17 protein-coding genes and 1 tRNA gene are annotated in these 24,812 nt (G+C 56.4%); 2 read left to right on the forward strand and 16 right to left on the reverse strand.

The features are described from left to right. Position 1 precedes the first annotated feature (1 nt). From bcsD to AC0T7J_RS17225, 15 genes are all read right to left on the reverse strand, one after another. Positions 2–445, reverse strand: a complete 444-nt coding sequence (bcsD, locus tag AC0T7J_RS17155; RefSeq protein WP_473795473.1) for a cellulose biosynthesis protein BcsD — start codon at positions 443–445, stop codon at positions 2–4. Then, positions 445–4,260: a cellulose biosynthesis protein BcsC gene (locus tag AC0T7J_RS17160; RefSeq protein ID WP_473795475.1), complete on the reverse strand. Its 3,816-nt coding sequence runs from the start codon at positions 4,258–4,260 to the stop codon at positions 445–447. Before AC0T7J_RS17160 ends, bcsD begins: the two co-directional genes overlap by 1 nt. Positions 4,261–4,271: 11 nt before the next feature. After that, entirely contained in the window at positions 4,272–7,223 is a 2,952-nt protein-coding gene (gene bcsB / locus AC0T7J_RS17165; protein ID WP_473795477.1) for a cellulose biosynthesis cyclic di-GMP-binding regulatory protein BcsB, read from the reverse strand. Then, the gene (bcsA, locus tag AC0T7J_RS17170) at positions 7,220–9,331 is read right to left on the reverse strand and encodes a UDP-forming cellulose synthase catalytic subunit (protein WP_473795479.1); all 2,112 of its coding nucleotides are present in this window, start codon (positions 9,329–9,331) and stop codon (positions 7,220–7,222) included. The genes bcsB and bcsA overlap by 4 nt, the downstream gene beginning before the upstream one ends. Before the next feature lie 49 nt (positions 9,332–9,380). Next, the gene (gene bcsQ / locus AC0T7J_RS17175; protein WP_473795481.1) at positions 9,381–10,184 is read right to left on the reverse strand and encodes a cellulose biosynthesis protein BcsQ; all 804 of its coding nucleotides are present in this window, start codon (positions 10,182–10,184) and stop codon (positions 9,381–9,383) included. Continuing rightward, positions 10,175–10,759, reverse strand: a complete 585-nt coding sequence (bcsO, locus tag AC0T7J_RS17180) for a cellulose biosynthesis protein BcsO (RefSeq protein ID WP_473795482.1) — start codon at positions 10,757–10,759, stop codon at positions 10,175–10,177. Before bcsO ends, bcsQ begins: the two co-directional genes overlap by 10 nt. A gap of 774 nt (positions 10,760–11,533) precedes the next feature. Next, positions 11,534–12,556: a dipeptide ABC transporter ATP-binding subunit DppF gene (gene dppF / locus AC0T7J_RS17185; RefSeq protein ID WP_473795484.1), complete on the reverse strand. Its 1,023-nt coding sequence runs from the start codon at positions 12,554–12,556 to the stop codon at positions 11,534–11,536. Continuing rightward, a complete protein-coding gene (dppD, locus tag AC0T7J_RS17190; protein ID WP_010257423.1) occupies positions 12,546–13,532 on the reverse strand; it encodes a dipeptide ABC transporter ATP-binding protein in 987 nt (328 codons plus the stop codon). Before dppD ends, dppF begins: the two co-directional genes overlap by 11 nt. A gap of 12 nt (positions 13,533–13,544) precedes the next feature. Further along, positions 13,545–14,447: a dipeptide ABC transporter permease DppC gene (dppC, locus tag AC0T7J_RS17195; protein ID WP_010671643.1), complete on the reverse strand. Its 903-nt coding sequence runs from the start codon at positions 14,445–14,447 to the stop codon at positions 13,545–13,547. Between the two features lie 9 nt (positions 14,448–14,456). Next, positions 14,457–15,476 carry a dipeptide ABC transporter permease DppB gene (gene dppB / locus AC0T7J_RS17200; RefSeq protein WP_010257427.1) on the reverse strand — a complete coding sequence of 340 codons (1,020 nt, stop codon included), beginning with the start codon at positions 15,474–15,476 and terminating at the stop codon, positions 14,457–14,459. Positions 15,477–15,647: 171 nt separating this feature from the next. Then, entirely contained in the window at positions 15,648–17,258 is a 1,611-nt protein-coding gene (gene dppA, locus AC0T7J_RS17205; RefSeq protein ID WP_010671642.1) for a dipeptide ABC transporter periplasmic-binding protein DppA, read from the reverse strand. Positions 17,259–18,230: 972 nt separating this feature from the next. After that, positions 18,231–18,307: transfer RNA gene (locus tag AC0T7J_RS17210), tRNA-Pro, on the reverse strand. A 125-nt stretch (positions 18,308–18,432) separates the two neighbouring features. Beyond that, the gene (gene eptB, locus AC0T7J_RS17215; protein ID WP_473795487.1) at positions 18,433–20,124 is read right to left on the reverse strand and encodes a kdo(2)-lipid A phosphoethanolamine 7''-transferase; all 1,692 of its coding nucleotides are present in this window, start codon (positions 20,122–20,124) and stop codon (positions 18,433–18,435) included. A 320-nt stretch (positions 20,125–20,444) separates the two neighbouring features. After that, positions 20,445–20,873 (reverse strand): organic hydroperoxide resistance protein, encoded by a 429-nt coding sequence (locus AC0T7J_RS17220; RefSeq protein WP_473795489.1) that lies wholly within the window; start codon positions 20,871–20,873, stop codon positions 20,445–20,447. A 95-nt stretch (positions 20,874–20,968) separates the two neighbouring features. Continuing rightward, the gene (locus AC0T7J_RS17225; RefSeq protein WP_473795490.1) at positions 20,969–21,433 is read right to left on the reverse strand and encodes a MarR family winged helix-turn-helix transcriptional regulator; all 465 of its coding nucleotides are present in this window, start codon (positions 21,431–21,433) and stop codon (positions 20,969–20,971) included. Positions 21,434–21,496: 63 nt separating this feature from the next. Here AC0T7J_RS17225 and AC0T7J_RS17230 point away from each other — a divergent pair, with 63 nt between their 5' ends. Next, the gene (locus AC0T7J_RS17230; RefSeq protein WP_473795492.1) at positions 21,497–22,093 is read left to right on the forward strand and encodes an HD domain-containing protein; all 597 of its coding nucleotides are present in this window, start codon (positions 21,497–21,499) and stop codon (positions 22,091–22,093) included. A gap of 39 nt (positions 22,094–22,132) precedes the next feature. Here the strand turns inward: AC0T7J_RS17230 and AC0T7J_RS17235 are convergent, their stop codons facing one another. Then, positions 22,133–22,429 carry an HTH-type transcriptional regulator gene (locus AC0T7J_RS17235; protein ID WP_010257438.1) on the reverse strand — a complete coding sequence of 99 codons (297 nt, stop codon included), beginning with the start codon at positions 22,427–22,429 and terminating at the stop codon, positions 22,133–22,135. Positions 22,430–23,163: 734 nt separating this feature from the next. On the opposite strand from AC0T7J_RS17235, the gene AC0T7J_RS17240 reads away from it, so the two are divergent. Next, a complete protein-coding gene (locus tag AC0T7J_RS17240; protein ID WP_473795494.1) occupies positions 23,164–24,762 on the forward strand; it encodes a gamma-glutamyltransferase family protein in 1,599 nt (532 codons plus the stop codon). Positions 24,763–24,812: the final 50 nt, after the last annotated feature.

Consider the following 24,812-nt stretch of genomic DNA (forward strand, 5'->3'; position numbering starts at 1 on the left):
CCTATTGATATCGATAGTGCAGCGTGCTGCCATCGTTGAGTTCAAGCGTAACCGGCACAATGGTGCTGCCGCCCTGACCCTGCAACCAGCCCGAAAAAAGGCCAGCCATCACCGCACCAAACGCTGCCTGCCAGTCAGCCGGAGAGTGGATGTTATCGCCTGCCGGTAAAGCGTGATACGCAATCAGCAGCGCCTTATCTTCCGGCTGTAACTGCACAAAGCCCCAGTTAAACCGCGCCAGCTGAAGATTACACTCGCGCTCCAGATCCTGAACGGTACGTGACTCCGGCAAAGGATAGCGGGTCGCCAGCGATTCCCCCATCTTGTAGAGAAAGGCTTCCGCATCATGCTGACCGGCGTTGGCGATCATCCCGTCAATCAGCACGCTGACCAGGTCAAACCAGCCCGGCTGATAAGGATGTGATACCCCCGAATGCTCACTCATTACTTCTCTCCGAACAGGTAACGGACATAGAGCTGCGCACTGCTTTCGTTGTAGTCACCAAAGGTGTCATAACCCAGCTGGCCGCCAATCGTCACATCTTTATTGAGTTTGTAGTCCGCCCCGGCGTGCAGGTTGTAGCCGATGCCGTTTTTACTGCTGCCAGAATAGTAAGCGTCTTTTACACTGCCGCTGGCGGCAAGGGATTCCAGCTCTGACTGCAGGCTGGCATCCGCCGGGAAGTACGCGCTCTTATCCTGACTGTAGGTCTGATAACCGGCTGCACCACCAATATTGACTTTTAAGTCGTCAAACTTACGTGAGAACTCTATCGGGAACGAGACCGACGCATAGTTCTGCGGGCTGAAGTAACCGCCCTGCCCGTAACTGAAGTAGCTGAGGTTTTTCGAGAAGTCCATCCACGACAGGCTCATGCCCACTTTCAGCTCGCGATCGTCAGTGTGGAATGGACGGACGTAAGCGCCAGCGGTTGCCTGCAGGTTGTTGTTACTGGCGACATTCTCGCCAAGATAGCTGTACGCGCCGGCACCAGCGTAGAAGCCCGCATCGCCATTGTCATAGCTTAACAGGGCGTTCGCGCCGTTCTTCGTGACGCGTCCCCAGCGTTTGCCGCTGGTTTTATCTTCAGCGCCGACGTAAGAGAGCAGGCTGTCGGTAATCGCGCGCCGCTCACCGGTGAGGATCAGTGTCAGGAAGTCGGTGAGTTTCGGTGACCACTGCACGCCACCGACCAGAGTACTCAGATCCTGGCCCAGCGGTGTGCTGCCGATATCCACTTTGTAACTGTCGCCCTTCAGCGCCAGATTCAGCTCCACGCCAGAGGCGGTTTGCGAATCGGTAGTGGCATTCGGCAGGTCATTTACCGTCGCACCGCCTGCGGCCACCACTCTGCCCTGACTCAGCGCATTAGTGCCGAAACGACGCCAGGCATCGCCTGCGCCACTGCCCGCCGTGAGTGAAACCGGCGTGGCGGTAAAGTCGAAGCGCGCCGTTTCAAACGGCACGGTAGAGAAGGTCAGCGGCGCTTTCGCTTCCGTCAGCTTGCTCAGGCCCGACTCGCCATCACGCCCGCGCACCTGCACCATGCCCTGACTCCAGGTGCCGGTTTTCTCCTGCAGCGAATCCATCATGGTGTCGACGTCGTGCAGAATCTGTGACTGTTGAGAAACGGTTTCGCTGCCCGCGGCCGGTTCACCCTGCGTTGTCACGTCAGCGGCAACACCCGCAGGTGCCGCCTGCCACGGCAGCACGGTGCCGTAGCTGGAGGGTGAGCGTCCCACCGGCGAAGTATCACGGTTGATAAACGGATTATCCGCCAGCGCCAGTCCGCCCACGGTCGGCACGCTGCCAGGCTGCGCGCCCTGCAGGCCAATCAGCTGACCGCGCGCTGAACGCAGATACGCCATCGCCTGCGAGTGCTCGCCATTGGCTTCCGCGACCCGCGCCAGCAGCAACAGACGATCCGGCGTCTGAACCGTACTGTTCAGGCCGCGACTCAGCTCATTAGCGCGCGGCACATTGTTCTGCGCCAGCGCGACGTTGATAGCCCCGACGCGCGCATCCTGCGTCGGCGTATCCTGGGTCATCAGGTAGTCATAGACCACGCCCGCATCCCGGTTCATCTTGCCGTCCTGGTAGAGACGAGCCATCGCGAACATCAGATCGCGGTTCTGCGGATCCTGTTGCAGTGCACCAATCAGCTTGTCATACGCCACCGCGTACTGACGCTGCTGCCGCAGGCGATCTACTTCGTTAATCAGATAGCCATTGCGAATACCGGCCAGTTGCGTTGGCGTACTCCGCGCCTGCAGTTCCGGGTTGCTGAGGAAGCGCTGCGCCTCACTGCCGAGGCCCGCCTGATTCAGTACTGTCATCTGCGCGGCATAATCGCCCGCATTGCCCTGCACGCCACGCTGCAGGTTAGTCCGCACCACCGAAACGGCGCTGGTGAGATCGCCCGCCTGCGCCAGCTTCTGCGCCAGGTTTCCGGCGTCAACCGGGTTGCCCGGCGGCGTGACCGTGAGCGCTTTCAGGGTATTGGCGGCAGCAGCCGTCGCGCCCTGCGCCAGGTACTGATCGGCCGTGCTCATCTGCAGATTGAAATTCACCCGCTGCGCCAGTTCACGCATCGCCGCCGTCTTCGCGTTAGCGGGAATGCGCGACAGCAACGTGCTGGCCTGCTGCCAGCCGCCGCTCTCGCTGGCGTTAAGCGCACCGGCATACAGTTCGCTGGTGCTGGCCCCGTTGCGCATCACCGGCTGCATCACGTTGGCCGCCAGCAGCGTGTCGCCCTGCTGACGATAGAGCCGGGCTAAATCAAGCCGCAGCCAGCCATCCGTGGGATAGCGCTGAATACCCTGCTGCAGCGTCGCGATGGCAGCGGCGTTGTTACCGGCTGCCAGCTGACGCTTCGCCTGCTGACGCAGTGCATCGGCTTCATTGGCCCGTGGCGTGACGCTCTGGCGCACACTGTCCGGCAGTGCCCCCAGCAGCGTGTTAGCTTCGGCCCCCCGATTCTGCTGACGCAGAACGTAGAACAGCCCCTCTTTGGCGCTGCGGTTATCCGCATCGCTTTGCAGAATAGTGCGGTAGAGTTGCTCCGCCTGCTGCGGCTGATTGGTGCGGCGCAGCACGTCGGCGCGAAACAGTCTGGCGGCCAGCCCTTTTTCGCCGTCAGCCTGCACCAGCGGTTCGCTTAATGTCAGCGCCTGCGCCGTGTCTCCGCTTTTCAGTGCCTGCTGGGCGCTGGCCAGCTGTGCATAAAAGCGCGCATCGTCCGCCTGCTGCTGACGCGATGAACCCTGATCGCCGCCAAGCTGAGCAGACCGCTGCAGATAATCCGCCGCTTCCTGATAACGTCCGGCTCGCTGGGCCACATAGCCCATGCCCGCTAACGCATCGGCATCCTGCGGATTGGCGCCCAGTACTTTCTCAAAGCTGGATTGCGCACCGCCGACGTCACCGCTGTTGAGCGCGCTGAATCCGGCCCCTTTTTCTGCGCCGCCGACGTTTTTACGGTAGTAGTCGATGACGGCGGAGTCCTGCGGATGACGCTGCTGCCAGGTCTGATAGAGCGCCGCATCTGACGGCTGTGGACCGAGCCACAGCAGCGCCTGACGCAGTGAGCGGTCGGCATCCTGATTACCACTCGCCAGCGAACTCAGCACCTCAATGCCTTCGCGACGGGTCGGCTCCTGATAGGTCAGCGCTTTACCCAGCGCCAGCTGCGCACCGGTATCCTGTGGATGCTGAGCCGCAAACTGCCGCAGCGCTTCAACTGCCTGCGGCAGCAACGTGCGGTCGCCCGCCATAGTGAGATAATATTCTGCCGCGACGCTGGGTGGTGGCGCATTGCCGCTGAAGGTGTTGCGCCAGGTCTGTAACGCCGCCGGAATGTTGCCGCTGCGCGCCTGCTGACGCGCCAGCGCAAGCTGCGCCTGCGGAATGGTCTGCATCTGACGCGCATTATCCAGCTCGCCGAGGTGCGGATCGTTGGGGGAGACCTGGCTTAAACGCGCGCGATACTGCGCCGCGGCGGCCGTGTCGCCGCCCTGCTGTGAATAGAGCGCCAGCAGATAGAGCGCCTGGGTGTTATTGGGTTCGACCATCAGCACCTTTTGCAGCGAGGCTTTCGCCAGATCGTCATGCGCTTTCTGATGCCAGTAAGACGCCTGTTCGAACAGCGCCTGCAACGCCGGATTCGCGCTTTCTGCTGCCAGCAGCGGCGGTGACAGGACCAGCGCGCTGCCCAGCAGCAACGCCTTGCGGATACCGGCACTTAACAGATTATTTTTCATTGTTATTATCCTTACTTCCTGCCGGAATCACGGCCCTGCTTTGGGTTCAGACGCCGCCACGCATGACGCTTCAGCATCACCCAGACCGCACTGCCCACCAGCGCGGAGAGTAGCATCGCCGCCACCGCCAGCAGCACAGAGTGCTGGTTGGCATACCACACCACCATCATGTACCAGGGCATCTCACCGCTGGGGAACTGCGCGCCGACGCGGAAACTGCGAATGCCGTTTTCATCGGTAATAATCGCGGTATCGCCACGAATGCCGGCGTTAATCTGCGCCGAACTCAAATCGTTATGCAGTCGCAGCAGCTGATCGTCGCTGGTTGCCACCGTCATCACCACCAGACGATCGTGATTCCACGGCGATCGGTAGCTGAGAAAGCCTCGCCACGCTTCGTTGGAGGAGAAGTAACGATCGGCATCCAGCTGCTGAAGGCTCCAGTCGCCGGTCAGCCAGCCGCGTAATTTCTCCAGCGTGTCGGGCTCTTTCACCCCAAAGGTGCTGCTGGTGGCGTCATACGGTGAGGACGCCAGCATCGCCTGATTGAAGGCGCTGTTGCCGGTGGTGCTGACCGCCAGCAAATCGCTCTGCTGCAGGCGCGCAAGATGGGTGCCGCCGCTGGGCAGGCCAAACAGTACCTGATTCTGTGTCAGCACCAGACCTGTGGCTTTACCAGCCCGCGCTGCCAGATCCATCAGCGTTGACAGTTCAGCATCGCTGGGTGTTTCCGGCAGCAGCAGCGTGGTCTGGCTGAAATCGGCCAGACGTGAGAACGGGAAAGAGGCGCCGACAAAGTAAGAGAGGTTCGGCAACATGCTGAAGTGACGGGTATGGCTCAGATCGATCCATGAATCCTCTTCAATCCGGCTCTTGATGTTGTTGTTCAGTAACACACCGCAGGGCGCATCAGCCCGCGGTTTGATATTGAAGTAGAGCGCCAGCTGGTTATCGCCATAAATCAGGTAGGGTTCGAGATTAAGCTGATACTGCTCCTGACGCGCATCACCGCCCAGACGGTGCCAGACGTTCTCCAGCAGGCCGACTTTGTTCACCGTCAGATTGCGCAGAAAAGTGCCGTTGAGCATGACGTTAAGGAAGGAATTATCCTCATCGATCCAGCTTTCAGATGGGAAGCGATAGTGCAGACTGACCGGCACTGTGTCGCCATCCCACAGGAACAAATCAGGCGCGGCGCGGAAGTTAACACGCAGCGCATCATGCCAGATGCCGCTGCTGGTCAGACTCTGATCTTTACGCAGCAGTTCGCTCAGCCGTACCGGGCGGTCAGTGTTAATCCAGCGCGGTGCATCGTAAGGTTTGCGGTTTGCAATAGTCTGGGCAGGGACCTGCAGTTGACTCTCATCCGTCGTCAGTGGCTGCGTCGTCAGACGGTTCGCCGCCTGACGCAACTGGTCCTCATTGTTACCACTGACCAGCAGCAATTTGTAAACCGGATTATTGGGATTATCCACCACCTGCAACATCGGACCGTTACTGGCCGGAAAAGTCAGGGTGCCGATCCGGTCACCAGGATGACCAAACAGGATGCCGTTGTGTTCCGGCAGTTCGCCACGCACCACCGGGAAGCGGATGCCGCGATAATCACTCTGAATGCCGAGCCAGGATGCCACCAGTGCCGCCGCACTGACGGCATCGGCTGAAACATGACTGGCAAAGCCCACCGTAACGCTGGACGCCGTCATCCGCTGTGGATCCAGGAAGGGCCGCGGGAAATTACGCAGGCTGGTGCCGATATTGAGCTTCTGACCTTCAAGGTGCAGCGATGTGTTTGGCAGAATGGTGACCTGATACTGCTGTGCGCTCTCTCTTTCACACAGCAACTTGTCCGCATCGTTGATTTTAAAACTCAGGTTATTCGCCGACACCACCATCGCCGCCGGAATATCCAGCTCATAGTCACTGACGTCGCTGTCCGTCGCACCCAGCGGCAGCGTGCCGAGCGGCTGACCATTCAGCATCAGCTGCAGCGACGTATTGCGTGCTGCCAGTGCGGCTGAGACACGCAGCGTCAGATTAAGTCGCGCATTGGTGATGACTTCATCGCCGGGCAGGGTAAAGGTGATGCCCGACTGTAGCTGGCCGCCGGTCAGCGTGATGCCGCGCGACTGGCCCATCTGGGCCACTGAAATGACGCTACTGATCGGCTGATTGATGGCAGTCGCGATCGGCGGCTGCGGTTCTGCAACCGGTGCAGCTACCTGACCTGGCGCGTAGGGCAGCGCACTGGCGGCCGCTTCCAGCGCGGGATCGGCACTGCTCAGGCCCTGCGGCAGGGGCACTGCTGACAGCGCGCTGCTGTCCTGGGTCACCGCGCCGGAGGCAGCCATCGGCGCGGTGGTCTGGGCAGAAGCCGCCGCCTCACCGGTCGATGACGCTGTCTGAGGCGTTGAAGTCGCGTCACCGGTCACTGAAGATGGCTGAGTTTGTGATGTCGCCTCGCGACCTGAGGCGTAAGAGGCGTTCCCCGGGGGTGCCATGGCATTGGGTGATGCGCTCTGTGGCGCCGATGCCGGTGCAGATTCTGCGGACGGTGTCGCAGATGCCGCATTTGCCGCTGGTGATACTGACGGCATTGCAGACTCTCCACCGCTGACCGGGACCGCGACCTGGTCTGAACCTGCCGTCTGGGTGGAACCATTATTCATGGGTGCCACAGAGGCCGCATCGCTGGCCGGAGCCAGATTTGTCGCGGGTGGAATGGCAGTGGCATCGGCAGGCTGCGTGGTGGAAGCAGCATCAGGCGGCGTCGGAGCCGGACTGTTTACCGGCGCACTGGCAGGCTGCGTGGTGGAAGCAGCATCAGGCGGCGTCGGGGCTGAACTGTTTACCGGCACAGCGCTGCTGTTATCAGTAGCCACTGGCGTTTCCGCGCCAGCGGGCGTCAGCCATAACGCTGCGGTCAGTGAACTGACCAGCAAAGTTTGCGTCAGGATCTTCATGCCGCGCCATCCTCTTTCGCCGCCGCGACAACCGGATCGACATTTTTACGTTTATCGTGACGGCCTTTCCAGGTCAGCCAGAACAGCTCAAAGACGGTACGGATAATGGTGCCCAGCGAAATCAGCGGGTTGTCCTGCTTATACTCCGGCTGAATCCAGGCATCAGCACGAGCCAGCACCACACGGACCAGTTCGCGACGACGCGCCAGCGGCATCGCCTCAAAGCGCAGACGGATGCTCTCATCATCGCTGGAAATCTGACTGACCGGGATAGTGATCGCGCCGGATTTCAGCAGCAGGTCAATCTCTTCAATCTTATCCGTTTCATGACGTCGATCGGGTGCATCAAGTTGCGCGCCGCCCATCGAAAGGTTGCTGGTCTGGGTGCGCGATGAAATGCCGCTGGCGTAATGAATAATCGCCGGGATTTGCACTTCAACACGGATAGTTTTACGCACCTGCTTGGTTTCGCGCGCCACGGCAATCGCCGCCATCAGAATGATCAGGCTGAAGATCGCCCAGCCGACGTTAAGCGCGATAACGTAAGGATCGACGCCAAAGTAGTCATGCATCACGGCGCGCACCACGCCGGCTACAATGCCAATGCCCAGCAGCAGCGCCACAATCACATGCGGACGCACGATGTGGAAATCGAAGAAGCCCTGATCCAGCACGCCGCCTTTATCGGTCACGTTAAACTTGCCATGTTTCGGCGACAGCAGGGTCAGAATGGTCGGAATCACCAGATGGAAGCACATGACCGTCTCATAAATCTCACCCCAGAAGGTGTAACGGAAACGGCCATTCATCCGTGAGTTAACGTAGAGCGACATCACCAGATGGGGCAGCACGTAGGCAAAGATCAGCGAGGCCGATGAGTGAATAATATTCAGATTAAACAGCAGGTAAGCCAGAGGCGCAGTCAGGAAGGCAACGCGTGGCAGGCCGAACTGGAAGTGCAGCATGGCGTTGAGATAGCAAAGACGCTGCTGCCACTTCAGGCCACGGCCAAACAGTGGGTTATCGACGCGGAAAATCTGCGTCATACCGCGCGCCCAGCGGGTACGCTGAATGATATGCAGGCCCAGACGTTCTGTTGCCAGACCGGCAGCCAGCGGGATCGACAAAAAGGCTGAGCCCCAGCCCAGTCGCTGCATTTTCAGGGCGGTGTGTGCATCTTCGGTCACCGTTTCAACGGCAAAGCCGCCAATCTCTTCCAGCGCTGAACGACGGATCACCGCACAGGAGCCACAGAAGAAGGTGGCATTCCAGTTATCGTTACCCTGCTGCACCGGGCCATAAAACAGCGAGCCTTCATTGGGAATGCTGCGCGCAGCGCGCAGGTTACGCTCAAAGGGATCGGGGGAATAGAAGTAGTGCGGCGTCTGCAGCAGCGCCAGCTTCGGATCTTTCAGGAACGGGCCTACCGTTGCCTGCAGGAAGGTGCGTGTCGCCACGTGGTCACAGTCGAAGATGCAAATCAGCTCACCTTTGGTGATTTTCATCGCATGGTTGAGGTTCCCGGCTTTGGCATGTTTGTTGTCGTCGCGGGTGATATAACCCACACCGACATCCGCCGCAAAGCGGGCAAACTCGCTGCGCTTGCCATCATCCAGCAGATAGACCCTGATTTTGTCACGCGGGTAGTCGATACACTGCGCCGCGAGTACCGTGTCGCGCACCACATCAAGACTTTCATTGTAGGAAGGCACATAAATATCGACCGTCGGCCACAGGCTGGTGTCATCCGGTAAGGGTTCAATCGTGCGTTTTAAAGGCCAGGTGGTTTGCAGGAAGCCAAGAATTAAGATCAGCCAGACGTACAGCTCCGCCAGGTATAAGCCAATCCCTAAGATAGCCTCAACTTCGGAATTAAAGTGCAGCGTCTCGGTGGTCCGCCACCAGATATAGCGGCTGGACATCAGCGCAGAGAGAATCACCATCACCACCGTTATTTTGCGGCTCTTGCTGAAACCCAATAAAAACATCATACCGATGCTGATCAGACCAAAAATATACTGTTTCTGGCTGTCCATTGGCGTAATGATGATCACCGCGGCAACGGGTGCAAGCACCAGCAGCAGCAGGTAAAACCCGATTTTACTCATGATTCACCCTGAGAAGAGCTGTGTAAGTCAGTCGTCTGGCGGAAGCCGACTAAAAGTGGTTTGTGCGGATGGGAGCCTGAACTTCGCCATTACCCACGGTGATATTCAGAATGCTGCTGACACGTTTCGCGATCAGTTCAATATCAAATGCCGCAGCCGAGGCGGGGCTGAAATCGTAAACAGACTGCTGGGAAGCATTGGCCTCCCCTACACTTTCATCACGGTGAACCACGCCCAGTAAATTATCGCCCAGGCGCTGCTGCATAAACGCGGTGACATCGCGGTTGATATTCCGGCGGTTGTCACACTGGTTAAGGATAAAATAGTGACCCTGCTTATTATTGAGCGGCTTACCGATCATCCGGTTCTCTTCAATCTGCGGTAATAACGATACTGATGCGGTATCGGCTAACATCACCACTAAATGCATATCGGCCAGCGCCGTCATTGCTTTAAGGGCGGGGCCTGGGCCAGGGGGGAAATCAGCCACGATCACCAGACCAGGATAATTGAGCACCGTATCCAGACCGCGCGTAATAAAGTGGGGATCTTTCATCAGGTTCTCTTCGAACCGTTCACGCTGCGGCTCCGTAACGTCACCATAGGGCAGGACAAAGATATTGCCGCCGGTGGTGAGGATCGACTGGCTCCAGTCCGCCTGCTCTTCTGAGCGCGCCACAAATCCGCGGCCATCATGAAGCGGCACGCCAAAGTGAAGACGCAGTGCATTCTGCACATCAAAATCAATCGCCAGAACTTTGCTGCCGGAACGCGCCAGACTCCAGGCCAGATTCGCCGCCAGCGTGGTTTTCCCCACGCCCCCCTTCGGCGAGCACACACAAACTAATGGCATAGCGCAATCTTCTCCAGTAACGGTTTGAGTAAGGTTTCTTTCGGCAGATTAATCTCGCGCGAGCGGAACAGCGCACCAAATCGTCCTGGCTCAGAATGGGTGGCGGTGGGGGCGACGACGGGCTGAAGATCCGCCACGGTGGCAGGCCGGACCGGCTCAGCACGCAGCGTAGTCGAAGGCTCAGCCACTTTTTGCAGTGGCGGCGGTGGCGGAAAGAGCGATGAAGGGCCGCGTTCAGTCGTGCTGGTTGCTGGCAGGTTACTGCCTGACAGGCTATCGAGAATCGAGGTGCGGGATGCCATTGCCGGTTGCGCAGTGAGTGCGGCATGTCGTACCGGTGCCCCAGGCGGTGGAGCCGTGAACTCATCACCACGCAGCGGCTGAGGTTGCGGCAGGTCAATACGCTCGCCGCCGCCAAACGGGGTCTGATGTTCTTCTTTCGCCAGCTGGCGAATCAATGCCCATTTACTGTGTTCTGCCGCTTCCTGCGCCTGGCCAGACATATCTTTAAAGTCGATGTCGAGCGTTTGCGTTTTCTCTTTAAAACGCTGCAAATCATCGTAATTATTCTTCATTGGCCGTGGCCTGCAACAAGGTGGGAATTTTCCTGGAATATAACACATCCCTTTAATATCAGTCAGAAAAACCTGATTACAAAAAAAGCAAATTCAATCAAATTATTTAATCATAAGGATTCAATAGTGGCGGAATAAAGCCTCTGTTGAGTCATTAGCCCTGATAATTAATAAGCGAAGATTAAGTTAAATTCATTAGCACTGTTTCAATAATTTTGCAGAAAATGCCGCTCTGACAACCTCTGGTACTGCCAGGCTGACTCCTGTAAACAGCGTTTCAGAGAACGTTCAGGCTGCTGCAGGCGCAAAAATCGCATTATTGCCATAAGTCATTGAGGCTGTTTATGTTTTTCTACTGCAAGTATCGCCAGAAGAAAAACAGGTTAAGCCTGATAACGGAAAAGGAGGAGGAATAACCAGAAAGTGCTCGCTGACCTGCCAGCAGTACGGCTTGCAGCTGAGTTCAAATAAAAAAAGGCTCCGGAAAGGAGCCTCAGAATAGCAAGAAGGCACAGGGTGCAATCAGATCCCAGGACGGCTAACCATCGTAAAGTGAGAGGAGCATACAGCCGGAAGCAAAGCATCGCGGGCCATGGACAAAAACGCCGGGAGCGTTTTTGAAGAACACAAAGCGTTGACCCGGCTACAGGCGCACCTCAGGGATAAGGTGTGTAATTGCCCGCGCTGAGCCTGTCATGGATGGCGTTTTTGCAAAAGGCGCATGCTCCCTGAGCCGTCAACGAATCAACGAATCAACGGCTCAGGCGCCACTCCTTAATCGACCTTTTCTGCCACGCCGACCGGCTGATTTTCATCCTGATCAACCGCGAAGCAGGCAATCTCCTGCCCGCCGTAGTTTTTCAGCTTCGGCTGCAACTGCACGCAGGTGCCAAAACGTCGGTGGCAGCGCGCATTAAAGGCGCAGCCTGGCGGCGGATTGAGCGGGCTCGGCAGCTCACCGGTCAGCTTAATGCGCTCACGACGGTCGTCTGGATTAAGCCGCGGCGTCGCCGACAGCAAAGCCTGGGTATAAGGATGGCGCGGGTTAGCGAAAATCGCCTCTTTGCTGCCCTTCTCAACGCAACGGCCGAGATACATCACCATCACCTCATCGGCAATGTGTTCCACCACCGACAAATCGTGCGAGATAAAGACATAAGAAAGCCCCATATCCTGCTGCAGATCCATCATCAGGTTAAGCACCTGGGCACGCACCGACACGTCGAGCGCCGAAACCGGCTCATCGGCAATCAGGACGTCCGGATCGAGCATCAGCCCGCGCGCGATGGCGATACGCTGACGCTGCCCGCCTGAGAACATGTGCGGGTAGCGGTCATAGTGCTCGGTTTTCAGGCCGACTTTCGCCATCATCTCCAGCGTCTTCTCGCGGCGTTCCGCGCGGGTCAGCTGGGTATTAATCACCAGCGGCTCTTCCAGAATCTGGCTTACTTTTTTGCGCGGATTGAGTGAGCCGTACGGGTTCTGGAACACGATCTGGATTTTCTGACGACGCAACTTCTGCGCCTGGGGATCGTGTTTCAGCAGATCCTGACCGTGCCAGTAAAGTTGCCCTTCGGTCGGGGTTTCAATCATCGTCAGCAGGCGGCCCAGCGTGGATTTACCACAGCCTGACTCGCCTACCACCGCCAGCGTTTTGCCGCGTTCCAGATCAAAAGAGACGCCATCCAGCGCTTTGACCAGACGTTCCTGACCAAACAGCCCCTTTTTCACCGGGTAGTGCTTCTTCAGATCAATCGCCTGCAGCAGGAACTGATCTTTCGTGGTTTCATGACTCATAAGTGGGTCTCCCGGCATCGTCCAGCGGATAGTGACACTTGGACTGGCGTCCTGGAATCGTGCGCAGTTCAGGTTCTTCCTGACGACAAAGGTCAGTCGCATAGGGACAGCGTGGATTAAGCAGACAGCCAATCGGACGGTCATACTTGCCCGGTACCACACCAGGCAGCGAGGCCAAGCGTGCTTTATCGGCCGCGAACTCCGGCAGCGCACGCAGCAGCGCCTGCGTATAAGGATGGCGCGGCGCCTTAAAGATATCGGTCGCTTTACCGCTCTCCACCACCTGACCGGCATACATCACGATAATGTGGTGCGCCGCTTCTGCCACTAACGCCAGATCGTGAGTAATCAGGATCAGCGCCATGTTCTCCTGCCGCTGCAACTCCAGCAGCAGTTCGATGATCTGCGCCTGAATGGTCACGTCGAGCGCCGTGGTCGGCTCATCGGCGATTAACAGCTTAGGCCGACAGGCGATCGCCATGGCAATCATCACACGCTGGCTCATGCCGCCCGACAGCTGGTGCGGATAGACATCGAGCCGCGACGCGGGATCGGGAATACCAACCTGATTCAGCAGGTCAATCGCCCGCTGACGCCGTGTACGTTTATTGCCGCCCTGATGCACCTTGATCGCTTCCATGATCTGGAAACCTACGGTGTAGCAGGGATTCAGGCTGGTCATCGGGTCCTGAAAAATCATCGCCACTTCGGCGCCCACCAGCTGGCGGCGCTCACGTTCGGAGATGTTCTGCAGGTCGCGCTGGTTAAACTCCAGCTTCTCAGCCATCACCTTGCCGGGGAAATCGATCAGCCCCATGATTGCCAGTGAACTCACCGATTTACCGGAGCCGGACTCGCCTACGATACCCACGACCTGGCCCTGCTCAACCTGATAACTGATGCGGTCAACCGCGCGGAACGGTGCTTTATCGTCGCCGAAATGCACCGACAGTTTGTCTACATTTAATAACGCCATCTCGGTGCCTCTTTACTGCTTGAGTTTCGGGTCGAGTGCATCACGCAAACCATCGCCCATCAGGTTAAATGCCAGCACGGTAAGCAGAATGACCAATCCAGGGAAGGTCACTACCCACCAGGCACTTTGCGCATACTGCAGGACGTCGGAGAGCATCGTGCCCCACTCCGGCGTTGGCGGTTGCGCACCCATACCGAGAAAGCCCAACGCCGCCATATCGAGAATGGCGTTGGAGAAACCTAATGAAGCCTGCACGATCAATGGTGCAAGGCAGTTAGGCAGAATATTCACAAACATCTGGCGCAGCATACCGGCACCGGCTACGCCGGAGGCGGTCACATAGTCGCGGTTCACTTCCACCAGCACCGCCGCGCGGGTCAGACGGATATAGTGCGGCAGCGCCACAAAGGTCAGCGCGATGGAGGCGTTAACGATTGAGGGGCCAAAGATAGCGACCAGCACCAGCGCCAGCAGCAGGCTGGGCAGCGCCAGCATGATATCGACCACACGCATGATGATGGCATCGACCACGCCACCGAGATAACCGGCCAGCAGGCCAAATATCACGCCAAAAATCAGTGACAGCACCACCACCAGACAGCCAACCAGCAGCGACAGGCGCGCGCCGTACATCAGACGCGACAGCACATCGCGGCCTACGTCGTCGGTGCCCAGAATGTAGCTCCAGCTGCCGCCTTCCTGCCAGACCGGCGGATGCAGCAGCGCATCGCGGAACTGCTCAGCAGGTGCATGCGGGGCCAGCACATCGGCAAAAATGGCACACAGCAACACAATGATGATGTAAACCAGGCCCACGACGGCGCCTTTATTACGTTTAAAATAGTGCCAGAATTCCTGAAACGGGGTCATCGGCTTGGGTGCAACGGTAACGCTGCCGGGATCAACAACAGACATGATGCCCCCTTATTTCTTATGACGTATGCGCGGGTTAACCACGCCATACAGCAGATCAACCAGCAGGTTGACCACAATAATCAGTACTGCTGTCAGCAGCACCCCGCCCTGCACCACCGGATAGTCACGGCGCTGCAATGCTTCAATCAACCAGCGACCCAGGCCCGGCCACGAGAAGATGGTTTCGGTCAGAATCGCCCCGGCCAGCAAGGTGCCGACCTGCAGGCCGATTACCGTGACCACTGGCAGCATGGCGTTTCGCAGCGCATGCACTACGATCACGCGCATCCGCGTCAGGCCTTTGGCACGCGCAGTACGGATGTAATCTTCACCCAGCACTTCGAGCATCGCCGATCGCGTCATTCGCACAATCACCGCCAGCGGAATGGTGCCGAGCACGATGGCAGGCAGAATCATGTGCATCACCGCATCGTGGAAGTCGCCCGGCTCCCCCCAGAAGAAGGTATCGATCAGCATAAAGCCGGTCAGCGGCATGGTGTCATCCAGGAAGACGGTGTCGCCGACCCGCCCGGAAACCGGTGTCAGGTTGAGCTGTACCGAGACCAGCATGATCAGCATGATGCCCCACCAGAAGATCGGCATCGAGTAGCCGGTCAGTGAGATTCCCACGGCGGTGTGATCGAAAATCGACCCCCGCTTCACGGCAGCCATGACCCCAACCGGGATACCAATGGCCACGGCAAATATCATGGCGCAGATGCCGAGTTCCAGCGTCGCTTTGAAGCGCGGAACAAACTCATCCCAGACCGGGATGCGGCTCTTAAGTGAAATGCCCAGGTCACCATGTAATACGCCGTTAATGTAGTTCAGGTACTGTTTCCACAGCGGCTGATCCAGACCTAACAGCGCCATTAACTGTGCATGGCGTTCAGGAGAAATACCGCGTTCGCCCGCCATGATCAGTACCGGATCGCCGGGGATCATGTGAACAAATGCGAAGGTGAGTAATGTAATACCGATAAACGTTGGGATGACAAGGCCCAGACGTCGGAGTATGAACTGCAGCATAATCCGGGTTCTCTCTTGTCCGCGCGACCGTCGCCGCGAGGGTAGTTATTGCTTACATCTGACGATCGGGTAAGCCCGACCGCGACGCAGACAGGCTGCGCCTCTACCGTTTCCAGTAAAACAGGGAGATAAAGCCGGGGCGACGCACAGCCGCCCCGGAAAAGGCGACAATTATTCTTTAATGTCTACCTGAGCAAAGTAGTGTCCGCCCAGCGGATCGACTTTGTACCCGGAGACTTTCTTGCTGACCGGTTCGTATACCGTTGAGTGCGCGATCATCAGCGCCGGTACCTGGTCATGCATCACAACCTGTGCCTGTTTGTAGTACTCGATGCGCTTCGCCTGATCGGCGGTGGCGCGAGCTGGCTGAATCTGATCCTCAAAGGATTTATCACACCAGCGCGAGTAGTTAGAGCCATCTTTTGCCGCTGAACAGCTGAACAGGGTGGCCAGGAAGTTATCCGGATCCCCATTGTCGCCGGTCCAGCCCATCATGACGGTCTGGTGTTCACCCGCTTTAGCGCGCTTCAGATATTCGCCCCACTCGTAGGTGACGATTTTGGCTTTGACGCCAATCTTCGCCCAGTCGCTCTGAATCATCTCAGCCATGCGGCGTGCATTCGGGTTGTACGGACGCTGAACCGGCATTGCCCACAGGTCGATTGAGAAGCCGTCTGCCATGCCCGCTTCTTTCAGCAGCGCTTTAGCTTTCTCAGGATCGTAGGCGTAATCTTTCACGTCGTCGTTATAGCCCCACATCGTTGGTGGGATCAGGTTTTTAGCAGGCTGACCTGCACCCTGATAAACGGCTTCGATAATCGCCTTTTTGTTGACCGCCATGGTCAGTGCCTGACGCACTTTCAGGTTATCCAGCGGTTTTTTCTCAACGTTGTACGACAGATAGCCGACGTTCAGGCCAGCCTGCTCATACAGGTTGATGTTTTTGTCCTGCTTCATACGCGCGATGTCAGCCGGGTTTGGATAAGGCATGACCTGACATTCGCCCTTCTGCAGCTTGGCGTAACGCACTGAAGCATCCGGGGTAATGGAGAAGACTAAGCGATCGATTTTCGGCTTGGTGCCCCAGTAGTCCGGGTTAGCTTTGTAAAGGATGCGCGAATCTTTCTGGTACTGCAGCAGCTGGAACGGACCGGTACCGACCGGGTTCAGGTCGACGTTTTGCGGGGTGCCCGCTTTCAGCATGTTGTCAGCGTACTCTTTCGACAGAATCGAGGCGAAGTCCATGCCGAGGTCAGCAAGGAATGGCGATTCAGGACGCGTCAGCACAAAGCGTACGGTGTTCTCGTCCACTTTTTCAATTTTGCTGATCAGCTTCGGCATATCCATGCCTTCGAAATATTCGTAGCTGCCGCCGGAGACGCCGTGATAGGCGTTGTTTTTATCGAGCTGGCGCTCAAAGGTGAACACCACATCATCCGCATTGAAGTCGCGCGTTGGTTTGAAATCTTTGGTGGTCTGCCACTTCACGCCTTTGCGCAGGTGGAAGGTATACGTTTTACCGTCTTCACTGACATCCCACTTCTCTGCCAGCGCAGCGTGCAGTTCAGTGGTGCCGATAGTGAACTCAACCAGTCGGTTGTAGATCTGACGTGAGCTGGCATCGTAGGTGGTGCCCGAGGTGAACAACTGCGGGTTAAAGCCTTCCGGAGAACCTTCAGAACAGTAAACGAGGGTTTTTGCCTGAACACCGGCGGCGACAGTCATAGCAATCAGGCTCAGACCGACCTTCAGCATCCCGGATTTAGCCAGGGAGTTGATCATGCTTTTGCTCCATTGTGATGTGATGTTGTGTGTATTGCCCGACCTCTGATTTTTTTATGCGGTTCAGGCGTACCACCGAACGGGTGGTTAACGCGCGCTACGTTTTTTTGTTTTTTCTGATGCAGATGATGCATTCAGAAAATTCCGTAACTGCGCGTTTATTGACGCATCAATTTGTCAACAGTTGCAAAGAACGTCAATACAACGGTTACTTATTTACACAGAGTGTGAGGGATAGCATGCAACGGTAATAAAAACCCTTTCGGTCTAAAAGCCACACAATGCACAGTGCTACAGGCATGATTTCCGTGCATTGTGCTGGATGGTTGTTCTATCGCTAGTGATTCTCACCGCTAAAAAACTTAAAACTTTTACCGGTAAATGTTGAATAACTGAACGATTCACCGTGCGTTATGACGTTCATCCAGCGGAATATGCTGGTAAAGAAGCATAAGAAATCAGCATGTTGCCGCTTTCGGTCATAAGAAGAATGTGTCGCGAATTATGATCGCATCTCTTGTATAGCAAGGCCTGCCAGCGGGTTAGTGATGATAACAACGGCTGGCAAAGAGAATGCGCGTTGGAAGGGGTTTACTGGAACTTTCTGGAAAATGATAGCCAGAGGCTGAAAGCGGGGGAAGGTTCAGGGAAGAGGATGTGGCATGAATGGCTGTCAGATCGAGACGGCTTCGGGAACACGGTCAGATCGGAAAGGCGCTTAAACCCTCCCTGGACGCTCGGCCCACGCCGTCCATGGCGTGGGACGCTTTCCTCCTCTGCCCGTGTTCCCTGCGCCTTGAAATTGTTCATTGCTGTCAGAGTCACTCGGGTTTGGATCTGTTAGCCGTCTGAGGCTCCCAGCGTCTGCCTGGCGTATGCTCCCTGAAGCCCGCTCAACGGTAAATCCGTATCTTTCATCCACTTTTATACAGACGAAAAAAAACCTGTCTTTTCAGACAGGTTTCTTAAATATGGTCGGCGAGAGAGGATTCGAACCTCCGACCCACTGGTCCCAAACCAGTTGCGCTACCAAGCTGCGCTACTCGCCGATGGGGGCGCATGTTACTGCTACCCCCGATCAGCGTCAACCGCTTTTTAAGCTTTTACCGCCAATCGCCTGGAAAGCACGCGGTTACCCGGAATCAACCGCCTGCTTTACCCTTTTCGGGCACTATTACAGCGGTTTAGCCTGACCTTTCGCCGGTGCCTGACACCAGTTGTTGGCCGGGTTAATGCCGCCATCTGGTGAGGTATAACCCAGACAGCCCAGGATGGTATCGAACAACTCAACGTGGCGATGGGTCCGGCCCACGCGCTGCTGCGCCTGCAGACGTTCAAAGTTGCTGCGGTTCTGGCTGTCTTCCAGATACTTATCTGACGCCCAGACGATCATCGGCACCCGGAACTGCTCAGGCGGAGCCATCTCACGCGGCGTGCCGTGCAGGTGCATATTCTCACTGATTGACTCACCGTGGTCGGCGGCATAGAAGACGATTGCCTTCTTATCACGCAGCTGATCCAGTACGCTATCCAGCATGGTATCGACATACAGCACCGAGTTGTCATAAGCGTTGATCAACTGCGCTTTGCTGCAGGTCTCATCGACGCCCATACACTCCGGCTGATATTTCGCGAAGCTGCGCGGATAACGCTGTGAATAGAGATAGTGCGAACCTTTAGTGTGCAACACAATCAGATGTTTACCTTTCGGGAAACGATCCAGTGACGCTTTCATCTCCGGTACCAGCAGCATGTCATCCACCGCTTTGCCCTGATTACGCTTCTCTGAACCAATCTGCTCACGGAAGGCAAAATTGTTGGCATTGATGTTGTCGTAGAACCAGACTTCGCTCTGCATCGCAAACAGCTCAGAGGTGAAGCCCAGCTCTTTCATCACCGCAAACACATTCTGCTCTTTCAGCGTGCGGCCCGGATTATCCATAGTGCCGCCTTCGCGCACGAACATGCAGCGCAGTGACAGCTTAGTCGCGGTATCGCAGGACTCGCCCCGGAACGCCACCAGGTTCTTCTCTTTCGACAGCTTTGGCGTCGTGTCACGCTCATAGCCCAGCATCCCCATGTGATCCCAGCGCGTGGTTTCGCCAATCACAAACACCACATAGGTATCATCCAGCCCGGCAGGCGCGACGTAGGTAAACTTCTTCGCCGGATCCAGCAGTTCCTGGCTGTTAAGCGACTCATCCACACGGGTCCAGGCAAACAGGCCCACAGCCGCCAGCCAGTTCGAAGGAAGATAAGAGTGCGCCACCACACCACCGTAACTCGGCAGATCGATGTTGGTGATCTCTTCGTTATGCTTCTGCAGCTTGTCGAAAAAACGAATCGGCAGCCAGACCAGCGCCACGCAGAGCAGCATGATCAGGGTGGGCTTGAGCCGCTGACCCGGCGTACGCAGCTGTTCGTTCAGCGTCATGCTCAGCTTATTGCGCCAGATCATCAGCAGTGGCAGCGCGCTGACCAGCACCATCCACAGGATGAAATGGTAACCAATCACCTCTCTGGAGAGATCGGTGTCGGTCGTCATCACCGAAGCCACAATGCCGTAGCCAATCACCACGTTAAAAAACGCCATGTAATAGGCGGCGGCAACAGAAATCAGCACAATCAGCGTGGCCAGCACGCGATAAAACCACTTTCCTCCCAGCGACAGCAGACGCATCAGGAAGAAAGTCAGCACCACAATGGCCACCACCTCGGTGACGGCAGTCAGCCAGTTCGTTATTGTAGAGTGCCTGAGAAAACCGTCAAAACGGCGATAGAAAATCGGTAAATTCAATAAGATACCGAGATAGAGCGCCAGCAAGAGCGATAACTTCTGCTGAGTCAGGGTTTTAATGTAATTCATGAAAAAAGGTGTTTCTCCGGTGTGAAGCGCTTGGCCAAATCTTTTATGTGACTGCCGAAACGCGGCAGAGTTCGCTGAATAAGCGGACCGGACAAGATGAAGGAAAATTCTGAACGGATTTATGGGCTATAACGCGAGGTGGCTCAGTAAAACATGGTCGCGTTTGATAGACCAGAAAATAATCTTTGTCGACCTGATTAGCACATTTTTTGTACACGGCGGGCAGGCATTGCCGCGCAGTCTGTCGCAGCGAGCAGCAGGAAAGAGGAATGACAGGGGAAGAAAAATGCGGGCCTGATAGTTTCAGGCCCGCAGAACACTTAGCGAATAATGTTCAGCGTGACATCGATGTTGTTACGGGTGGCGTTTGAGTAAGGGCAAACGATGTGCGCCGCATCGACCAGCTTCTGCGCGTCTGCTTCATCCATCTCTGGCAAATGAATGTTCAGGGTCGCTTCAATACCAAAGCCATCAGGGATAGGGCCGATACCCACTTCACCTTCGATCCAGGCGTCTTTTGGCATGGTGATTTTGTCACGGCCCGCCACAAACTTCATCGCGCCGAGGAAGCAGGCAGAATAGCCCGCAGCAAACAGCTGCTCAGGGTTAGTGACTTCGCCGCCTGCACCGCCCATCTCTTTTGGCACGCCCAGTTTCACGTCCAGTACACCGTCAGAAGAGGTTGCACGACCATCACGACCACCGGTTGCTTTGGCTTTGGCGCGGTAAACCACTTGTTCTAAAGACATGACATTTCTCCGTTACGCTATTTAATCGCCCACTACTTATTTAACCGTAATAAGGCGATGAGGTTCAACGGGTGCAGCGCACCCGTCAGCTATGTTTATCGTGACTGATTCAGATTATCCCGTAACCCATCCAGCTGTAATTTAAGCGCCAGCAGAGCGTCATCATCACAGGCGGTGGCACATTTCACCGCTTCTGGAATCTCTTCAGCCTTAATGCGCAGTGCACGGCCCGCTTCGGTCAGCGTTACTGCTACCTGCCGTTCATCCTGACGGGTGCGCTGCCGGTTAATCAGACCTGCGCTTTCCAGCCGCTTAAGCAAAGGCGTTAATGTGGCCGAGTCTAAAAAAAGCTGCTCGCCAATCTCAGACACCGTGACATCATCTTTTTGCCACAACACCAGCATCACCAGATATTGCGGATAGGTAATGTCGAGCTGGCTCAGCATCTGACGATAAACTTTATTCATCGCCAGGTTGGCAGAATAAAGCGCAAAACAGAGTTGCTGATCGACCAACAGTGGCATCGGTTTCACTTTTTTGTCATCTTGATCACAGTTCATGGATATCAATATAGATAGCGCGCTAGATAATTGCAAGCAAACTTTTGTTCAGGGGAAAAAAGCATGCAGGATTCACTGGAAGAACAGGCGCGTCGCTTCGCCACCGAGGCACATGCCAGTGCTGGTCAGCGCCGCAAATATACCGATGAGCCTTATATTGTTCATCCGGCCGCGGTGGCAGAACTGGTGCGCAGTGTCAGCCATGACGACGCGTTGTTAGCGGCGGCATGGCTGCACGATACCGTGGAAGATACCTCAACCACACAGAGTGATATTGAAGCCCATTTTGGTGCGCACGTGGCAAGCCTGGTGGAGATGCTGACCAACAGCGCGCCCGCTGCGGCAAAAAATCGGGCGGCCCGTAAACTGGCACACTTCCGCCATACTGCCAGTGCCAGTCCTGAGGCTCAAACTATTAAACTCGCTGACATTATTGATAACACGCGCGCGATTGTGCGTTTTGATCCCGACTTTGCGCGGGTCTACCTGGTTGAAAAGCAGATACAGATTGAGTTGCTGAAGCAGGGAGATGCGCAGTTATGGCGGCAGGCTTCAACGATTATTGAAAGCGGTCTAGCACAGTTGCGGGAGCCGCCCTATAGCGTGCCGGAGAGCTGGTTTGCCAGGCAGGCAGCTAAATACAGCGAATTGCGCTCATAAAAAAACCCGCCAGCGGCGGGTTCTTTTCGTGATATCGGTTTATTCAAGCAACTGACGTCCCAGATAGGGATTGGCATGCAATAACTTCATCAATTTCTGCGCCGTCGCGGAAGGACGGGTACGCCGGGCTTCCCAGCTTTTCACGGAAGAAACGCTCACGCCCATTACTTTTGCAAACTCATCAACCTGCATGCCGGTCATTTCACGCAGACGCTGCGGCTCTGGCTGGGCGGGTTGCTGACGCTGAATAAGTAATTCGGCGGCGCGATCATCACGTGTCAAAACAATCTGCTCAAGGCTGCTGAGCAATTCAAACATCGGGTCTTTTAATTCCATAGAGAACTCCTTAAAAACTCGCTATGAAGCACGTGAAAGTAGAGAGGTACGAGCCTGAAGTCAGGACTCTGAAACCGGGCCTGTTTCAGGCTGGATCCCGCAAGGGTTTGTTTTTGTTATGAGAGAAACCATTACGGGACACAGCCTGCGGTGCACTGACTTAAAGATGTCAGATCAATGCAACAAATGCCGGGAGACTAAGTATGGATAGAGACCTGACTATTTGCCGCGCAATTTGTAATTATTTTTTTAACTATGGTTTGCCGGAAAAGTTCCAGCGCCTCTAACCCGCTGAGGCAGTTGAGTTTTTGGCCTTCAGTGTGGGCAAAAAAATCAAATGGTGTTTGCTATTTATGTGGATGCCATCAAACTTTTAGCTGGCATATTCTCATTTCTGTGAGGCAATACACCTCTTCAGGTAGTGAGTGCAAAATATACGCCAATGGTTTACTTCCTGAACACATATATTCACTTTTCTTATTAAATTAAGAATAGTCCTGGTCGAGGCCTGAGGCCTGGCGCGCGGCGGCTCACAGTGCAGCGCGGGTAAATCTTTTATTCTTAACGGCGCTCTGCCGCCAGATTAATCAACAGTCATCTTAACGAAACGGCTGACGCCTCATGCCGGTGCAGTTACCCGGCAACCATCGACCTGATGCGCGGTAAAAGTGCAGCCCCGTGATAACGCACTGACGACGGGCCAAACCCATACCTGATCTCTGTAAGGAAAAGCGATGCGTGAAACAGATTTTAACGTCGGATACCCTTCTCATCGTGTACCGATGATGGGTCGTAATGCCGTCGCAACCTCTCAACCGCTGGCGGCGCAGGCGGGTTTACGGATGCTGCAACAGGGTGGTAACGCCGTGGATGCGGCTATCGCCACCGCCATCGCCTTAACCGTGCTGGAGCCAACCGGAAACGGCATCGGCAGCGATGCGTTTGCCATTGTCTGGGACGGCAGCGAACTGCATGGGTTAAACGCCTCAGGCCGATCGCCAGCCGCCTGGCATCCCGAACGCTTTGCCGATTTTAGTGCGATGCCTGAAACCGGCTGGGAATCCGTCACTGTGCCGGGGGCCGTCTCGGCCTGGGTCACACTGGCACAGCGCTTTGGTACCTTACCGCTGACCACCCTGGCACAACCGGCCATTGACTATGCGCGCGACGGCTTTCCGGTATCACCGCTGATTGGTCAGCTGTGGCAGCGCGGCTATGACAAGCTGCAGGATCAACCTGGCTTTAGCGACTGTTTTGCGCCGCAGGGTCGTCCGCCTCGTGCTGGCGAGCTGTTCCGCAATCCGGCTCAGGCCCGTACCTTGCAGGAAATCGCTGAGACGCAGGGCGAAAGCTTTTATCGCGGCGCACTGGCGCAGAAGATGGCAGCCTTCGCCCGTGAGCATGGCGCGGCCCTGACGCTGGAAGATTTGAAAAACCATCGTGCCGACTGGGTTACCCTGCTGTCGCGTCCGTTTGCCGGAGGATCGGTGCAGGAGCTGCCGCCGAATGGTCAGGGCATTGCGACCTTAATCGCACTTGGCATACTGGAAGCGTGGGAAATCAATCGCTATGCACCGGATTCCCCGCAGTGGCTGCATCTCTCCATCGAGGCGATGAAACTGGCGCTGGTAGATCTGGACCGTTATGTCACCGATGAAGATCACCTCGAATTTCCGGCTGAACACCTGCTCAGCAACGACTATATCCGCCAGCGGGCAGCGTTAATTGATCCTGACAAGGCGGGAGATTTCCGCTTTGGATCACCGCAGCAGAGCGGCACAGTGTATGTCGCCGCCGGTGATGCCAGCGGCATGATGGTCTCATTCATTCAGTCTAACTACATGGGATTTGGCTCCGGCGTAGTGGTACCCGATACCGGCATCAGCCTGCAGAACCGGGGCGCGGGCTTTTCACTCGATCCAGAGCATCCCAACGTTGTGGCGGGCGGTAAGCGGCCCCTCCATACCATCATCCCGGCCTTTGCGCGGGATCAGCAGGGCCAGCCGCTGATGGCATTTGGCGTGATGGGCGGTCCGATGCAGGCGCAGGGACACGTTCAGCTGGCGCTGCGCATTATGCTGCACCAGCAGAATCCACAGGCCGCGATTGATGCGCCGCGCTGGCGCGTGGTGCAGGGGCGCGAAGTGGTGTTTGAATCAACGATCGATCGCAATACCCTGAGTACGCTGCGCCGCATGGGTCACAACGTGGTACTGGAAGACCCGCTGAGTAATTACAATTTTGGTGGCGCGCAGGCGATAGTGCGCGATCCGCAGGGCTTCTACATTGCGGCCAGTGAGAGTCGCAAAGATGGTCAGGCGGTGGTGTTTTAAGGTCGCGACAGTGAGTGTCAGGCTGCTCAACCCCTCCTTCAACTCTGCGC

Source organism: Pantoea sp. E956-1 (assembly GCF_982223955.1).

Coding starts and splice junctions, on each gene's coding strand:
- AC0T7J_RS17160 (WP_473795475.1), bottom strand. CDS start 4,260: ATGAAAAATAATCTGTTAAGTGCCGGTATCCGCAAGGCGTTGCTGCTG.
- AC0T7J_RS17240 (WP_473795494.1), top strand. CDS start 23,164: ATGCGTGAAACAGATTTTAACGTCGGATACCCTTCTCATCGTGTACCG.
- bcsA (WP_473795479.1), bottom strand. CDS start 9,331: ATGAGTAAAATCGGGTTTTACCTGCTGCTGCTGGTGCTTGCACCCGTT.
- dppC (WP_010671643.1), bottom strand. CDS start 14,447: ATGTCTGTTGTTGATCCCGGCAGCGTTACCGTTGCACCCAAGCCGATG.
- AC0T7J_RS17230 (WP_473795492.1), top strand. CDS start 21,497: ATGCAGGATTCACTGGAAGAACAGGCGCGTCGCTTCGCCACCGAGGCA.
- bcsD (WP_473795473.1), bottom strand. CDS start 445: ATGAGTGAGCATTCGGGGGTATCACATCCTTATCAGCCGGGCTGGTTT.
- dppF (WP_473795484.1), bottom strand. CDS start 12,556: ATGAGTCATGAAACCACGAAAGATCAGTTCCTGCTGCAGGCGATTGAT.
- dppB (WP_010257427.1), bottom strand. CDS start 15,476: ATGCTGCAGTTCATACTCCGACGTCTGGGCCTTGTCATCCCAACGTTT.
- dppA (WP_010671642.1), bottom strand. CDS start 17,258: ATGATCAACTCCCTGGCTAAATCCGGGATGCTGAAGGTCGGTCTGAGC.
- eptB (WP_473795487.1), bottom strand. CDS start 20,124: ATGAATTACATTAAAACCCTGACTCAGCAGAAGTTATCGCTCTTGCTG.
- dppD (WP_010257423.1), bottom strand. CDS start 13,532: ATGGCGTTATTAAATGTAGACAAACTGTCGGTGCATTTCGGCGACGAT.
- AC0T7J_RS17220 (WP_473795489.1), bottom strand. CDS start 20,873: ATGTCTTTAGAACAAGTGGTTTACCGCGCCAAAGCCAAAGCAACCGGT.
- AC0T7J_RS17225 (WP_473795490.1), bottom strand. CDS start 21,433: ATGAACTGTGATCAAGATGACAAAAAAGTGAAACCGATGCCACTGTTG.
- bcsO (WP_473795482.1), bottom strand. CDS start 10,759: ATGAAGAATAATTACGATGATTTGCAGCGTTTTAAAGAGAAAACGCAA.
- bcsB (WP_473795477.1), bottom strand. CDS start 7,223: ATGAAGATCCTGACGCAAACTTTGCTGGTCAGTTCACTGACCGCAGCG.
- AC0T7J_RS17235 (WP_010257438.1), bottom strand. CDS start 22,429: ATGGAATTAAAAGACCCGATGTTTGAATTGCTCAGCAGCCTTGAGCAG.
- bcsQ (WP_473795481.1), bottom strand. CDS start 10,184: ATGCCATTAGTTTGTGTGTGCTCGCCGAAGGGGGGCGTGGGGAAAACC.